The organism is Rhizobium freirei PRF 81 (assembly GCF_000359745.1).
Classification (GTDB): Bacteria; Pseudomonadota; Alphaproteobacteria; order Rhizobiales; family Rhizobiaceae; genus Rhizobium; species Rhizobium freirei.
The window spans coordinates 108511-123732 of record NZ_AQHN01000013.1; the positions used below are offsets into that span (position 1 = coordinate 108511).

The 15222-nt window shown below is 60.4% G+C and carries 16 protein-coding genes; 12 read left to right on the plus strand and 4 right to left on the minus strand.

Annotation, left to right across the window (positions count from 1 at the left end; translation table 11 throughout):
* Positions 1 to 31: 31 nt before the first annotated feature.
* Positions 32 to 1858 (minus strand): ABC transporter ATP-binding protein, encoded by a 1827-nt coding sequence (locus RHSP_RS06075; RefSeq protein WP_004110656.1) that lies wholly within the window; start codon positions 1856 to 1858, stop codon positions 32 to 34.
* A 522-nt stretch (positions 1859 to 2380) separates the two neighbouring features.
* Between RHSP_RS06075 and RHSP_RS06080 the strand changes: the two genes are divergently transcribed.
* The 5 genes from RHSP_RS06080 to RHSP_RS06100 all read left to right on the plus strand — a co-directional run bounded on the left by RHSP_RS06080 (position 2381) and on the right by RHSP_RS06100 (position 7944).
* Positions 2381 to 3076, plus strand: coding sequence for a GntR family transcriptional regulator (locus RHSP_RS06080; RefSeq protein ID WP_004110658.1), 696 nt, complete (start codon positions 2381 to 2383; stop codon positions 3074 to 3076).
* A 228-nt stretch (positions 3077 to 3304) separates the two neighbouring features.
* Positions 3305 to 4528: an MFS transporter gene (locus RHSP_RS06085; RefSeq protein ID WP_240535371.1), complete on the plus strand. Its 1224-nt coding sequence runs from the start codon at positions 3305 to 3307 to the stop codon at positions 4526 to 4528.
* Between the two features lie 118 nt (positions 4529 to 4646).
* Positions 4647 to 5846, plus strand: coding sequence for an MFS transporter (locus RHSP_RS06090; RefSeq protein WP_004110661.1), 1200 nt, complete (start codon positions 4647 to 4649; stop codon positions 5844 to 5846).
* A 113-nt stretch (positions 5847 to 5959) separates the two neighbouring features.
* A complete protein-coding gene (locus tag RHSP_RS06095) occupies positions 5960 to 6637 on the plus strand; it encodes a FadR/GntR family transcriptional regulator (RefSeq protein ID WP_004110663.1) in 678 nt (225 codons plus the stop codon).
* On the plus strand, positions 6634 to 7944 hold the full coding sequence (locus tag RHSP_RS06100; RefSeq protein WP_004110665.1) for a CynX/NimT family MFS transporter: 1311 nt from the start codon (positions 6634 to 6636) through the stop codon (positions 7942 to 7944). Before RHSP_RS06095 ends, RHSP_RS06100 begins: the two co-directional genes overlap by 4 nt.
* Positions 7945 to 7951: 7 nt before the next feature.
* Here the strand turns inward: RHSP_RS06100 and RHSP_RS06105 are convergent, their stop codons facing one another.
* The 3 genes from RHSP_RS06105 to RHSP_RS06115 all read right to left on the minus strand — a co-directional run bounded on the left by RHSP_RS06105 (position 7952) and on the right by RHSP_RS06115 (position 9347).
* Positions 7952 to 8350, minus strand: a complete 399-nt coding sequence (locus tag RHSP_RS06105; RefSeq protein ID WP_004110666.1) for an NUDIX hydrolase — start codon at positions 8348 to 8350, stop codon at positions 7952 to 7954.
* 177 nt (positions 8351 to 8527) lie between these two features.
* Positions 8528 to 9007 (minus strand): SRPBCC family protein, encoded by a 480-nt coding sequence (locus RHSP_RS06110; RefSeq protein WP_004110672.1) that lies wholly within the window; start codon positions 9005 to 9007, stop codon positions 8528 to 8530.
* Positions 8991 to 9347 carry an ArsR/SmtB family transcription factor gene (locus tag RHSP_RS06115; RefSeq protein WP_004110673.1) on the minus strand — a complete coding sequence of 119 codons (357 nt, stop codon included), beginning with the start codon at positions 9345 to 9347 and terminating at the stop codon, positions 8991 to 8993. The genes RHSP_RS06110 and RHSP_RS06115 overlap by 17 nt, the downstream gene beginning before the upstream one ends.
* A gap of 113 nt (positions 9348 to 9460) precedes the next feature.
* Between RHSP_RS06115 and RHSP_RS06120 the strand changes: the two genes are divergently transcribed.
* The 7 genes from RHSP_RS06120 to RHSP_RS06150 all read left to right on the plus strand — a co-directional run bounded on the left by RHSP_RS06120 (position 9461) and on the right by RHSP_RS06150 (position 15221).
* Positions 9461 to 10102: a dihydrofolate reductase family protein gene (locus tag RHSP_RS06120; protein ID WP_004110674.1), complete on the plus strand. Its 642-nt coding sequence runs from the start codon at positions 9461 to 9463 to the stop codon at positions 10100 to 10102.
* A 235-nt stretch (positions 10103 to 10337) separates the two neighbouring features.
* Entirely contained in the window at positions 10338 to 10658 is a 321-nt protein-coding gene (locus RHSP_RS06125; protein ID WP_004110675.1) for a PadR family transcriptional regulator, read from the plus strand.
* Between the two features lie 2 nt (positions 10659 to 10660).
* Complete coding sequence (locus RHSP_RS06130) at positions 10661 to 11233, plus strand: DUF1700 domain-containing protein (RefSeq protein WP_004110676.1); 573 nt, start codon at positions 10661 to 10663, stop codon at positions 11231 to 11233.
* Positions 11234 to 11266: 33 nt separating this feature from the next.
* Entirely contained in the window at positions 11267 to 11974 is a 708-nt protein-coding gene (locus RHSP_RS06135; RefSeq protein WP_004110677.1) for a GIN domain-containing protein, read from the plus strand.
* Between the two features lie 133 nt (positions 11975 to 12107).
* Positions 12108 to 12629 (plus strand): homoprotocatechuate degradation operon regulator HpaR, encoded by a 522-nt coding sequence (gene hpaR, locus RHSP_RS06140; RefSeq protein WP_037150062.1) that lies wholly within the window; start codon positions 12108 to 12110, stop codon positions 12627 to 12629.
* A 96-nt stretch (positions 12630 to 12725) separates the two neighbouring features.
* Positions 12726 to 13712 (plus strand): helix-turn-helix domain-containing protein, encoded by a 987-nt coding sequence (locus RHSP_RS06145; protein ID WP_037149962.1) that lies wholly within the window; start codon positions 12726 to 12728, stop codon positions 13710 to 13712.
* Positions 13713 to 13814: 102 nt separating this feature from the next.
* Positions 13815 to 15221 (plus strand): aldehyde dehydrogenase family protein, encoded by a 1407-nt coding sequence (locus tag RHSP_RS06150; RefSeq protein ID WP_037149965.1) that lies wholly within the window; start codon positions 13815 to 13817, stop codon positions 15219 to 15221.
* Position 15222 lies beyond the last annotated feature (1 nt).

Here is a 15222-nt window from a genome sequence, read left to right on the forward strand (position 1 = left end):
TCAGATCGTTGCAAAAAAAGATAGCAGTCGTTCAGGCGCTCCTGGCGATGAAATGACCTGCGCCGATTTCCTCGCGAGCGAGAATGGGCGGCTCATCGCCGACGCGGCGAACGGGATTTGGAATTTCGCCTTCGATCAGCGCGGTCTTGCGCTCGACCGCAGGATCGGCGACCGGCACGGCAGATAGCAGGCGGCGGGTGTAATCATGCATTGGCGTCTCAAAGACCTGTCGGCGGCTGCCCATTTCCATGATCTGGCCGAGGTAGAGCACGGCGACCCGGTGGCTTATCTTTTCCACCACCGCCATGTCATGGCTGATGAAGAGATAGGCAAGCCCGCGTTCCGCCTGCAGGTCCATGAACAGATTGATGATCTGCGCCTGGATCGATACGTCGAGCGCCGAAAGCGCCTCATCGGCGATGATGAGCTTAGGGTCGGAGGCAAGCGCGCGGGCGATGCAGACGCGCTGGCGCTGACCGCCGGAGAATTCGTGCGGATAACGCTCCGCATGTGCCGATGTCAGGCCGACGCGCTCCAGAAGTTCGTCCACGCGGCGGCGAACCTCCTTCGAGCCTGGGATGATGCCGTGCGTGTTGATCGGTTCCGCGATCGAGAAGCCGACCGTCTTGCGCGGGTCGAGCGAGGCGAATGGATCCTGGAAGATATATTGCACGTCGCGGCGCATGCGGAAGCGTTCTGCCGCCGACATTGCGGCAAAGCTTTTGCCGTTGAACGAGATTTCGCCGGAACGCGCCTTTTGCAATTGCTGGATGGTGCGGCCGATCGTCGACTTGCCGGAGCCGGATTCGCCGACCAGGGCAAGCGTTTCGCCCGGATGGATATCGAAACCGACCTGCTGGACGGCACTGCAGCGATGCGTGACCTGACCGAGGACGTTCTTTTTTATGTCGAAACGCACGAAGAGGTCGCGCACCGACAAGAGTGGCGGCTGATCATATTTAGCAGTGTTCTGAACGCGCTCCTCGCCGACGATCTTCGGCTCGCCACCTTCGAGAACGATGAGCGGTGATCGCTTCGGAAAGTCCTGGCCCGCCATGCTGCCGAGCTTTGGAACGGCTGCAAGCAGGGCGCGGGTATAGGGATGCTTCGGGTTGGCGAATATCTCGCGAACCGGCCCTTCCTCGACCTTTTTTCCCTTCCACATGACGACAACGTCGTCCGCCATCTCGGCGACGACACCCATGTCATGGGTGATGAAGATCATGCCCATGCCGAGATCCTTCTGGAGATCCCGCATGATATTGAGGATCTGCGCCTGGATGGTGACGTCGAGCGCCGTCGTCGGCTCGTCGGCGATCAGCAGCTTGGGGCGGCAGGCCAGCGCCATGGCGATCATGACGCGCTGCCGCATGCCGCCGGAGAGCTGATGCGGATAGCGCTTGAGCAGTGCTGCGGCATCGGGCAGTCGCACCATCTCAAGAAGACGGCGGGCTTCGGTCATCGCGGCGGATTTGCCGATATCTTCATGCAGCAAAAGGACTTCGCAGATCTGGTCGCCGATCGTGAAGACCGGATTGAGCGAGGTCATCGGCTCCTGGAAGATCATGGCGATCTCCTTGCCGCGGATGGAGCGGACTTCCTTCTGCGAGAGCTTGAGAAGGTCCTTGCCGTTGAAGGTGATGCTGCCGGTCTCGAAGCGCGCACCCATCATATCCGCAAGCCGCATGATCGAAAGCGACGTCACCGATTTTCCGGAGCCGGATTCCCCGACCACCGCAAGCGTCCGGCCCGGCTCTACGGAAAAGGAAAGACCTTCCACAACGCGGCTCTCGCCGAACTGCACCGTCAGATCCGCGACCGACAGAAGCGGCTTCTTCGTGTTCGTCGCCTCCGTCATGCGCTCACCTCGATATGTAGCGGATTGCTCCATGAGCGTTCGGAATCTTGCGGATTGATGGGCGCGACCTGCGATTCCATTCTCACTCTATCCCCGGCAGCAATGACGTGGTTCTTTGATGCGAACGCGTTAAGGTTCTCGCAGGGATCACCGCTTGGATTGGGCGATAGGACGTTGTAGTCCGCAGCCATTTGATTCTGGAAAGCCAAGCGACTTTTTCCTCCGAAGCAGGTGCCTCACGATCACCTATATCCGTGTTCCCACTATATTTCTTAGGCCATGAGATAGCATCAAACAACAATCCGGTCTATATTGTTGAACAATTTTCGTGATGCTCGCCGAAAATCGGGAGGAGTTCACGTGGAATCGTCCAACGGGGCAGCGCCGTCAGCGGTGTAACCCAGTGGATTGGGATCAGAAATCCGATTGCTTGCGAGCTTTCGCAGCAATGCATAGCTTGCCGGAGAATGCAGGGATGGATAGGCGCTGCAGTTTGACCGAACGCAGGCGCCAGGAGAGCAGATGAAGCAGACGAAGCTTGTGAGTATCGAGCCGACTTCGGGTACGGCGGAAGCCGGGCAGACGGTCACCGAGGTGACGGCGGCGCGTATCCGTGAGCGGGTCATCAGCGGAACGCTATCGCCCGGAAGCCATCTCTCCGAGGCGAACCTATGCGAGGAACTGCAGGTTTCGCGCAATACGCTGCGCGAGGTTTTTCGGCTGCTGACGAAGGAAGGCGTGCTGCGCCATGAAGCCAATCGCGGCGTGTTCGTCACCACGCCCAGCATATCGACCATCATCGACATCTTCCATATCCGCCGCCTCATAGAATGTTCCGCGCTTTCCGGTGCCCATCATCGTCATCCGAGCGTCGGCAAGATGCGAGCGGCTGTGGATGAGGCGGTCCGTCATCGTGACCTCGGTGAATGGCTTGATGTCGGCAGCGCAGACATTGCCTTTCACGCCGCGATCGTCGAGCTGGCCGACAGCCCTCGGCTCTCGGCATTTTACGCGCAGATCTCGCTGGAGCTGCGGCTGGTCTTCGGCCTGATACGCGATCCGGAATATCTGCATGCTCCCTATGTCGGGCAGAATGCCACGATCCTGTCCCATCTTGAGGAGGGGGCAACGGCGAGCGCTGCCGAAGCGCTGGAGAAATATCTCTATCAAGCCGAGCGGTTCATCCTGGCCGCCTATTCCAGAGCGATTCCCGGCTGAAGGCACAGCCGAGACATTCATTGTGGAAATCGTATCCGGATAGGTTGTGGCTCCAAGCAAACATTTGCGTCACAGCCGATTTTGGCGGCAGGATAGCCGCCATCCGGGATGAAATCGTGATTCCATCTGCCTTAAACGGGCTGATCTTGGCCGTCGTCGATCAGGACGACCATGCATGTCGAACCGGAACAGCAAAATAAGCAACCGGCTACTACGGACTGGGATGGAATGGACGCGCAATCCTTGAAAAGTTCCGGCAGGACCACTGCAATTCAGCAGGTATGGGCTTCGCCGCTCTATCGCGGAGCGACACTCGCTCTCTTCCTTTCGGGCCTGGGAACTTCGGCTTCGCTGCCGCAGATCGTCGTCTTCCTGGTAAAAGAGCTCGGAACATCGATGCCCGTGGCCGGGCTCTACTACCTTACCGGTCTGACGGCGCCGGTTGCCGGCTATCTGGTCGGTCGCTACTCCGACCGGGCGGGCAAACGCCTCAGCCTATTCCGACTATGCGCCATGGCAGGCTTTCTCGGATGGATGGGCTTTGCACTTTCGAATGCGCCCTGGATGCCGTTCGTCATCGGTGCTGTCGTCCTGGCGTTCTCCGGCTCCGCGACATCGCAGCTTTTCACCGCCATTCACGACGATCTGAACAGAAACCCGGCGGGCGCGAACGAGAGCGTGGTCGCAATCATCCGAATGGCTTTGACGGCGGGTTGGATCGTCGGCCCGTTTATCGGTGCGTGGCTGGCGGCCGAAACCGGTCTGCGAACCATGTTCTGGGCGACGGCCATCTGTTTTGTGGCGCAAATCGCTCCCCTGGGAACCTTGAGCGTCTCGGTGAGCCCCAAGTTAAAAACAAAACATGCGACCGGCAAAGCCAGCTCGCCTAGCTGGTCGGATATGATGCCGCTGCTGGCTTTTACCGGCCTCTATGTGCTCGTCTATGCCGGCGAGCCCATCAAATACGGCTTTCTTCTGCTTTACATGGAGGAAAACCTCGGGGTCGATCCGGGTGTGCGCGGCGCGGTTATCGGAACGCAGCCGCTGATCGAGCTTCTTCTGATGCCGTTCAGCGTCATGCTCGCCCGGCGGATCGGCACGCTCTGGCTGATGTGCATCGCGGCGGCATGTGGCGTCGCCGCCAATTTGTGTTTTGCAGCATGGCCAAGCGCCATCGGCATGTTTGCAGGGCAGACGCTGATGGGTGGCGTCTGGGGGCTCTACATGGTGCTGGGGCTGATCGTAGCCCAGCGTCTTCTTCCCAACGCCGTCGCAACCGCCTCCGCCATCTTCATGAGCTCTTCGGCGCTGGCCATGGCACTTGGCGGCGGTGTCGGCGGCATCGGTGTCGCCTATCTCGGTCTTCCGAATGTCTTCTACCTTCCGGCGGTATTCTCCCTGGTGGCGATGATCGGCTTGGCGATCATGGCGCGGCGCGGCGTCATCGAGTAGCGTTCCGCCTGCGTCGGCGTCGCCAATAATTTGCTTTGGCAGGTTTCGGACAATGCCAAACCTGCTAAAAGCCCTTCGCCCAGCTACCGGGTGATTTGCCAGACCCTCGACATCACAGATGACCCGCCTCCTTCCTGACGTTTTTCGCAACCCGACGATCCGGGTGAGCATGCTTGCCATCTTTGCCTTCGGCTTTGCCGGAGCGGCGACCTCTCCCTATCAGTCCGTCGTGGGGATCCGCGAACTCGGCTTGAGCAACGGGTTGTATTCGGCGCTGATCTTCTGTGCGGCTGCGGTGAATGTCGTCGTCAGCATTCTCCTGGGAAATCTGGCGGATAGGATCGGCGAATATCGCGCGATGATGCTGACGGTCGCCATCTTCGGTACTCTCGGTTACGGCGCCGTCTATATCGTCCCGGCGCAAGCGACCTTCATTCTCAGCGCCCTGTTCTTCCTGCCGATTTACGGCTCGCTCAATTCGCTGCTTTTCGCCAATGTCAGGGTTGCGACCAGAGGGATGGAGCGCAATGATGTCGCGACCGTCAATTCGGGCGTCCGGGCGATGATTTCGCTCTCCTGGGTTCTGGTGCCGGGAATTACCGGAGCATTGCTTGCAAACTCGGCGAGCATGTTGCCCGCTTATCTTTTTGCCGGTCTCGCTTGCGTCGTCTGTTTCGGATTGATCGCGGTTTTCCTCCCGCGGCAGAACGGCACCGACGCGGCGGCGACGCGTCATCTCTCTTATCTTGCCGCACTTGGCGAGGTCATCTCACCGCCCGTATTCGTGCGCGTGATGGCAGTGGCGTTGATCAGCAGTACGCTCCACGTCAACGGCGCCATCCTGCCGCTAGTCGTTACCGGTGCAGCGCATGGGACCGTTGCCGACATCGGGGTTCTCGTCGGCATCGTGGCGCTTCTCGAGGTCATCTTCATCGTCGTCTGGGGACGCGCCCAGCGGATCATGAGCCATGTCACGGCGCTCGCGATCGGCACGGTGATCTATGTGATTTACCTGCTGCTGCTCGGTCTGGCGTCGGCGCCGTGGCATATGTATGCGCTGACGCTTATCAGCGGCATCGGGGCAGCGGCCCTCATAAGCATCCCGATCACCTATCTGCAGGATCTGATTGCCGAGCGCCCCGGACTCGGCAGCGCCTTGATCTCGGTCAATATTTTCCTGAGCGCCGGCTTGAGCGCTCTCCTTTTCGCGCTGGGGACTGCCGTGAGCAGCTATTCCGGAACAGCGATTATCGGGGCCTTTGCCGGGCTGTCGGGGCTTGCCATGCTGCTTTACTGCGACGGCATCAGGCGACACTGAGAGAGAAATCAAAAGCTTTTTCCGGCGCTTCGCTATGGCCTCGACCATCCATTGACGAACGGACGTCGTTCAGATAGTCGTAAAGTCATCTGATGACTTGATGAGGATGAGCCGTGCGTGCCTTGACCAAGACGACGCTTGCCGACACTGCCGTGGAGGCTATCCGCAGCGAAATCATCGCCCAACGCTGGGGAGTCGGTGACAAGCTGCCCAATGAGGCCGCTCTTTCCTCGATGCTTTCAGTCAGTCGCGGCACGATCCGCGAAGCCGTGCGCGTGCTGGCCTCACAAGGCTATCTCGAGACACGACAGGGGTCCGGCACCTACGTGCGCTCGACGACCGATTTCGGCCGTCCGCTCGACATCGCCCGTCGCGCCGGGCTGAGGGACCAATTCGAAGCCCGGTTGGCTCTTGAGGTCGAGGCCGCGCGGCTGACCGCTCTGCGCCATACGCCGGAGGTGATCTCGCAACTGCGCGGGCTGCTCGCCGCGCGAGGAAATTACGAAGGGGGTGACAAGTCGGGTTTCATCAAGCGCGACCTTGCCTTCCATAAAGCGGTCGTTGCCGCATCGCGGAACATGGCGATGGTCGAGATCTACGATTTCTTCTCCATGTCGATCGCCGAAACCATCGAGGCGACGCTCGATGCCGAAATTCCCGAGCCGGACATGCAGGCGCATGTCGAGATCGTCGACGCCATCGAAACCGGTGATCCGGAAGCGGCCGACGCTGCCGTGCGCCGTTTCATGGCTCCCGTTATTGTCACACTTGATCGGTTACTGATGTCATGACCATGTCTTCGCAAAATGCCGCCTCTTTGGACTTGATCGATGCCGAGGCCGATGAAATCCCGCCGCCGCAGCCGCACATGGGTAAATCGCCGATCGGCAGATTTGTTCTTGGCGTGAGCCTCGTCCTGATCGCATTCAATTTGAGGCCGGTCTTTTCCAGCGCATCGGCGCTGCTGCCGGAGATCCGGACCGGGCTCGACCTGTCGGCGTCCGGTACCAGCATCCTCACGACTTTGCCCGTGGTCTGCCTGGGACTGTTTTCACCGCTTGCGCCAAGGCTCGCGCAGCGATTGGGAACGGAGCGCGTCCTGCTGGGCGTCGTCCTGCTGCTCGCTTTGGGGACTGCGCTGCGCGGCTTCTCCTCTGTTCCCATGCTGTTCTTCGGGACAGCGCTGGCCGGTGCGTGCATCGCGATCGGCAATGTGCTTTTACCCGGCGTCGTCAAGCGCGATTTCCCGGACAAGGCAGCCCTGATGACGGGCTGCTACACGATGGCGCTGTGTGCCGGCGCGGCGAGCGCGGCGGGGCTGACGCTTCCCATCGAACATGCGCTTGGCGGATCGCTGAGCGGTGCGCTGGCTGCCTGGGCTCTCCCGGCTGTGGTGGTCGGGCTTCTCTGGCTGCCGCAGGTCATCGGAACGCGCAGCCAGGTTCGCCGCAGCGGCTTTCGAGTAGCGGGCCTGTGGACCGATCCGATCGCATGGCAGGTCACGCTCTTCATGGGGCTGCAATCGGCGCTTGCCTATTGCGTCTTCGGCTGGCTCGTTCCCATTCTGCGCGAGCGCGGCCTCGATGGCGTGACGGCAGGCGCCATTGTCTCCGCCTCGGTCATGGTGCAGGCCGCCGCCTGCCTGGTGTTCCCCCATATCGCGGTCAAGGGTAAGGATCAGCGCGCCATCAATGTCATCCTCTGCGCGATCGCTGTCGTTGCCTTGCTCGGCCTGCTCTTTGCTCCGCTTTGGACGGTTTGGTTCTGGGCCGTGCTCCAGGGCATCGGGCAGGGCGGACTGATCGCCGTGGCGATGACCGTCATCGTGTTGCGTTCGTCCGACGCACATGTGGCGGCGCATCTCTCCGGCATGGCGCAATTCGTCGGCTACCTGCTTGCTGCGGTCGGTCCGCTCGTGGTCGGCATGGTCCATGGCTGGACCGGTAGCTTTGCCTGGTGCTCGGTCTTGTTCGTGCTGCTCGGCCTTGGCGCTGCGATCAACGGCTGGTTTGCCGGCCGCGCGATCGCAGTTAATGCCAAGACGATCGAAACTCTCGTGCCTTCAAGCGAAACGCAAACGCAGGCCGCAGTCCTCTGAGGGATCTTCACTGCCGATGAAATGGCAGGATGTGATATTCAGTCAGCGGCGCCATGACTATGGCGCCCGGATCAACAGGCGACACCCAGCGCAATTCCTCGATCTCCGCCGCGGCCGTGATGGCGGTATCGCCGACATGCAAGCGGAATACGTCGGCGACGACGACATGCTCGGGCTCGTTGGCCGCGGGTGCCTCGAATTGGCCGAGGAATGTCAGATCAGCAACCTCGACGCGGAGCGCCAACTCCTCGGACAATTCTCTGATGAGAGCTTGTGCCGGCGCCTCTTGCGGCTCGATCTTGCCACCCGGCTGCATAAAGGCCGCGGTGCCGCGCTTGCGCACGAGCAGCGTATCTCCATCCGGTCGCAATATCAGGGCCGCGGCTATGCGTATCGTTTTCGTCATGCCTCGATCTGATCGGATTCGCGATCGGGTTTCAATCACCATCATGTCTGCGTGCAGACGTCGCGTGCGGCCATCCTATTCCGCCAAGATCCAAGCTACGCGATCAAGCGCAGCTCGATCTGCTCGCCGCGTCGGTCAGTCGCCATTGCGCGCACGCGGCACCGATTGGCCAAACGATCAAGCGTCCAGCCAGGCTGCAAGGCCATCCAGCGTTTGCAGCCCGTATTCGACCGCGCCGAAGCCGATGACGATTTTACGCCGCTCGGGGCTGGGGTGGAGCTGACGCATGGTCAGCACCGTCTTGCCGTCGGCCTGCTCATCGAAGGTTACCGTAGCGCGGAAACGGTCGGGATCGTTTGGATCGGGCGTGCCGTGGTCCATCACGATCCGCTCGTTCGGCACGATCTGCAAAAAGCGCACCAAGTTCGCGAAGCGACGCTCCTGCCCTTCGAACAGGCCCACCATGTCGAACCGCCAGACCCCGCCCTCGCGGATATCGGCCTCGTGGTTCTCGATTCTAAGGCCGGTCGGACCGTACCATTCGGCCAGCGCCCTCGCGTCCATCCAGGCGGCAAAGACCTTTTCCCGCGGATGATTTAGCACCTTCACCAGCACGATTTCTCGATCAAGTGCCCAAGTGTCAAACAGATTTGCCATGTTCTTCGTCATCCTCTCTCGTCTTATCCAAGTAGGCTTCCAGCCGATCCAGCCGCTCGCTCCAGCGCCGGCGCTCCGCCTCCATCCAGTCCGCCGCCTCGTCGAACCGTGCCTGCACCAGCCGGCACCAGCGGCTGCGACCGCGCTTCTCACTGGCGATCAGCCCGCAATCTTCCAGCACCTTCAGATGCTGCGCGAAGGAAGGCAGCGCCATGTCGAAAGGCTCGGCCAGGACGGTGACGGGAACCTCGCCCTCGGCCAGCCGTGATACCACCGCGCGGCGGGTCGGGTCGCTAAGAGCATGAAAGGCCAGATCGAGAGGCGTCGAATGATAGGGCATGCGATTTCCTAAAACGAATTGGGGTGTTGGTCAAGAACACTTAGGTACTTGCCTTAGTATTTGACCTGTTTAAGATGGGGACGGCTATGTAACCACTCATAAGGAGAGCTCCAGTGGCAGTTCGTGTCGATCTCATAATCTCGCTTGATGGTTTCGCGACAACGACGGACCAGACGCCCGAAATCCCCTTCGGCGAAGACTGGCCGCGTCTCGTCGGCGCATATACCGCAACGCGAACGTTCCGGGAGCGTGTTTTCAAGGATGCGAGCGGGGCTGGGACCACCGGCGTCGATGACGACTACGCAAAGGAATACTTCACGAATGTGGGAGCCGAGATCATGGGCGCCGGCATGTTCGGACTCCATAACTTCCCCGAGGATCCGAACTGGCGTGGCTGGTGGGGCGAAGAGCCACCCTTCCGAGTTCCAGTCTTCGTTCTCACCCACGCCTCTCGACCCTCCTTAGAAATGGCGGGTGGCACCACTTTCCATTTCCTCAACACCACTCCGGTCGAGGCGCTTCAGCAGGCTCAAAAGGCAGCGGGCGGAAAGGATGTGCGGATTGGCGGTGGTGCAACGGTTGTTCGCGACTTTCTGAAGGCTGGTCTTGTCGATCGTCTTCATGTTGCGATTACGCCGATTCTACTCGGACGCGGCATACGCCTGTGGGACGATCTGCGCGGCTTGGAAGCCGGCTACACGGTCAAGGCGGAAACGGCGCCGAGCGGCACCATCCACCTGACACTCCAACGCTAACCGCAAGCCTTTATCTTGGGGCGATCCTGGACCGTCTACAGATGGTCCAGGGTCCCAGTTCTCGAGCTGCGATCTCCGTTGCCGGCAATCTGCCGTTGGCCGACATCGTTGTTTTTCGCGGCCGCATCGTGGTCTCTCTCGCAATTGCTTCCCCCGGCAAGTGATTCAGAGGCTACTCCACTACCTTGCATTAACAGATAGCTTGTTATACTCATATCGCAAATCCGAGGCATTCATGACCGACTCGATCCAAGTTCAACTGCGAAAGGGCGTGCTCGATCTATGCGTCCTGGCCGTGCTGTCGCGGGGCGAAAGCTATGGCTACGAGATTGCCAGCACGCTGGTTGCGGCGGTCGGGATGGGCGAAGGCACGATCTATCCGCTGATGCGCAGGATGCAGAATGACGGGCTCGTTGCCACCCGCATCGTCGAGTCGAGCAACGGGCCGCCTCGCAAATACTATCGGCTGACGCCGCTCGGCCGTTCGATTTTTGAAGCGCATCGTCGCGACTGGCGCTCGCTTGCGGGCGCCGTCGATAAACTTCTTGAGGAATAGCCATGACCAGGGATGCTTTCTTGCGCACGCTGAGACTGGGCCTCGCCGGCCTTCCGCCTCACGAAGTCGACGATATCATTGCCGACTACGCGGCCTATTTTACCGAATCCGAGGCGTCCGGCCGTAGCGCGGAGGAGGTCGCGGCCGCCTTGGGCGATCCGGTGAGAATTGCCAGAGAGCTGCGTGCGGATGCGGGGCTGCGCCGTTTCGAGGCGCATTGGAGCGTGGCGAACCTCCTGGCCGCGATGACGGCGCTGGCCGGCCTTGCTGTCGTCGATATCTTCTTCCTGCTGCCTTTGCTGTTCGCCGCGGCCGTCATCGCATTCGGTCTTTCGATTGCGCTTGTGGCCATCGGTGCCGTCGGTCTGAAGATCGTGTTTACGACCGTGTTTTTCCATATCGGCCTGCCGTCGGTCGCGATGCTGGCCCGCCTGTTCATCGGCTTGGGGCTGGTGAGCATCCTCGTGGGCGGCGGCGCGCTTCTGTTGATGGGGCTGGGCCTGGGGATCCGCATGCTCGGGCAATATGCCCGCCTGCATTTTCGCTTGGCGCAGGCAAACGAAAACCGTGTTTGAGCGGTGCGCCGACATAACTGGAGGAAATGGACAATGAACGGGAAATTGGCGACCGTCGCGACAATCGGATTGATTTGTGCATTTGTCTTTCTTGCCTTGGGCGCCGCGCTTTCCGGATCGGATCTGGCCAGCGCAAGGTATTGGTGGGATGGCGCGCAATTCGGTTGCGGTTCGCAAGGGTCAGGCAAGCAGCAGGTCGTCCTGCCCTTCAACTCGAATGGCAGTCTGGCAATCGATATACCGGCTTCCGTGCGCTATCAGCCGGGTGGCAAGGCGGAAGCCGTCATCAGCGGCAATCCCGCACTTCTCGATCATGTGAGGCTGGAAGGCGGCAGGCTGAGCCTGGATTGCCATCCGGGCTGGTCCATGTCCCGATTCGATGTGAGCCTGTCGGGCGCGCCTGTCACCGATTGGAAAGTTCACGGCAGCGGCGATCTTTCCTTGTCCCAGCTCGATCAAGCCGATCTGCGCTTGACCATATTCGGAAGCGGCAGCGTCACCGCCACGGGTAGCGTAAAAACCGTCGATCTGGATGTCGCCGGCTCCGGTGCGGCTCGTCTCAAGGATCTGGCCACCCAATCGGTGAAACTGAGAATTCGGGGCAGCGGCGATGCGCAGGTTTCTGCTGCTGCGGATGCGGACATATCGATCAGCGGAAGCGGCAATGTCGAGCTGTACGGGCATCCCATCGTGCGGCGTTCCGAGATCAGAGGCAGCGGCCGCCTCGTGCAGGTGCCGTAGGGTTGCTCTGATAAGGGCCGCCGAATATGGCGGCCTTTGCGGTTAGGCCGGGCCGACTCTTCCGATCGCCTTGCTTTGAGAGATTCTCATGTTAATCAATGAGAATAATGATCTCAGCGAACATGCGGAAACAATGCCGAATAAGACAGATAGCGACGCCGGACAGCCATCAGCATCCGATACTGCAACAGCAAAGCCCAAGCGATCGCTCCGAGAACCACGCCGTTCCCTGGCGATCGGGCTGCTGCGTGCCCGCGAGGCGGTCATGAGCCATTTCCGGCCGATCCTGGCGGCGCATGACGTCACCGAACAGCAATGGCGCGTCATCCGTGTCCTCTACGAGGGCGGCAAGCTCGATGCGACGGAGCTGGCCGACAAGGCCTCCATTCTGGCGCCGAGCCTGACGCGGATGATCCGTCTGCTGGAGGAGCGCGGCTTCATCACCAAGCACAAGGATGAGGCCGACGGCCGCAGAGTGCTTCTGCAGATCACGCCGGCGGGTGAGGCGATCGTCACCGAGGTCATGCCGGAGAGCCTGAAGGTCTATGCCGACATCGACGCGCGCTTCGGCGTGCAGCGTGTGGAACAGCTTCTCGACATGCTGGAGGAACTGGCATCGCTGAGACTGGAGAACGGCTCGGTTGGGGAAGAGTAACACTTTCCCAACTTTATTAATATGTTAACTATTTAATTGACGGGACCGAGGATCTGTAGCAGTCTCCATCAGCGCTGACACTGTTGGGAGGCAGAGTTGGATCTGTTGCAGAATCGCAGTCTCATCGAACGGAGCTGGTCGCCGATACCCTATGATCAGTGGGTGGACGATCTCCAAAGCATCTGCGGCAATTTCAACCCGCATGTGATGCAGCGCGGCGATAGCGTCATCGGCACGGCAAGCCGCATCGATGTCTGCGGCATGGAGTTCGCCCATGTGTCCAACGACCTCGACTATGTCCATCGCGATTGGGACGACATCCGGCGCGACGCCAATGAACATCTGTTCCTGATCCTGCAGCTCGAGGGCGTCTGCGGCGTCGAACATTCCGGCCAGCAGAACATTCTCGATGTCGGCGAATGCATTCTCGTCGACTCCACCCGTCCCACGACCTTCTATTTTCGAGGACACTTCTCCAATCATCTGTCGCTGCATTTGCCCCGGCAACTGATGTATTCCGACAGCAGGGTCGATTTCGACGTCGCGCGCAAGCTTGTCGCCTCCGATCCGATGGCGATGATGCTGCGGGCACTGATCGCCAAGATGATGACCACGCCGGAAAACGATGTGGCCTCTCCGCATCTGCGCCAGCTGATGTTCGATACGACCCGCCAGGCCTTTCTGTCGACGAGCGTCCAGGCGACGAGTTTGAATTCGCTGCACGACAGCGCCAGCAGGCGCATGCAGATGGTCGATATTCTGATCGACAAGCACCTCACAGATACGGATCTCAATGCCAAATGGCTGGCGACGAGGCTCGGCGTGTCGATCCGCACTCTGCAGCAGGATTTCCAGGGCATGGGCATGACCTGCACGACCGTCATTCGCGACAAGCGACTGCGCTTTGCCCGCGAAAAGATCGAGCAGCTCAAGGAACAGCGCAACCCCGCGACCATCGCCGAAGTGGCCTATTCGGCCGGCTTCAACGATATTTCCTATTTCAATCGCAGCTTCAAGGAACTGTTCGATTGCGCGCCGAGCGAGCTGCTGCGCTCGACCGAGCCGGTGCATAGATTGGACTGAAGCGCAGTCTGCGCTCCAGTCCAAGACGGGGCGCGTTTCTCCCCAAGACGGGTTTTCAGGCTAAGGTCATAGTCCTTCCGAAAGTCACGGGAGGAGAATATCGTGAAGCAGTATACCCTGCTTATCGGCGGCGAACATGTCGCCACGTCCCATCATGCACCGGTCGCAAATCCGTCGAGTGGCGACGTGGTCGGCTACATGCCGCTCGGCAGCGAAGCGGATCTGGACCGCGCGGTTGCAGCGGCGACCGAAGCCTTCAAGACATGGTCGCAGGTTTCGAACGAAGAGCGCGCCATGGCCTGCCGCGCCGTCGCAGAGAAGATCAACGAACATGCTGAGGAACTTGCCCAGATCCTGACCCGGGAGCAGGGCAAGCCGCTCAATGGTCTCGGTTCGCGCTTCGAAATTGGCGCCGCGCTCGCCTGGACACGGCATACCGCCGACCTCGACCTGCCGGTCGAGATCCTTCAGGACGATAATGAAGGTCGGGTCGAGCTGCATCGCAAGCCGATTGGCGTCGTTGGCTCGATTACGCCCTGGAACTGGCCCGTAATGATTGCCTGCTGGCATATCGTGCCAGCCGTGCGCGCGGGCAATACCGTCGTCATCAAGCCGTCGCCGCTGACGCCCTTGTCGACCATCCGCCTCGTCGAGATCATGAATGAGGTCCTGCCTGCCGGCGTCGTCAATGTCATCACCGGCGAAAACAGCATTGGGGCGGCTCTCTCCGCTCATCCGGGTGTCGCCAAGATGACCTTCACCGGTTCGACGGAAACCGGCAAGAAGGTCATGGCATCGGCGGTTGCGACCCTGAAGCGGCTGACGCTGGAACTTGGCGGCAATGATGCGGGTATCGTGCTGCCCGATGCCGACCCGAAGGCCATCGTCGAGGGGCTCTTCTGGGGTGCCTTCATCAACAATGGCCAGACCTGCGCGGCGTTGAAGCGCCTCTATGTGCATGACAGCATCTATGAAGAGGTTTGCCGTGGGCTCGCCGATTATGCCGGCAAGATCGCCGTTGGCGACGGCCTCGATGAGGCGAGCATCCTCGGGCCTATCCAGAATGAAATGCAGTTCAACAAGGTTCGCGAACTCGTCGACGATGCGCGCGTCAATGGTGGCCGCATTTTGACCGGCGGTGCGCCGATGGACCGGCCCGGATACTTCTATCCGATCACGCTCGTCGCCGATGTCGATCATGGCGTGCGGCTGGTCGATGAAGAACAGTTCGGTCCGGCCCTGCCTATCATACGCTATAGCGATATCGATGAGGTGATTGCGCGCGCCAACCAGAATCCTGCCGGCCTCGGCGGCTCTGTCTGGTCTGCGGATGCCCAGAAGGCGAAACGCTATGCGATGCAGCTCGAATGCGGCTCTGTCTGGATCAACAAGCACGGCACCATTCAGCCCAATGCGCCTTTCGGCGGCGTGAAGCAATCCGGCATCGGCGTCGAGTTCGGCGCCGAAGGATTGAAGGAGTTTACGACCATCCAGACGGTGCTGAGCTGAC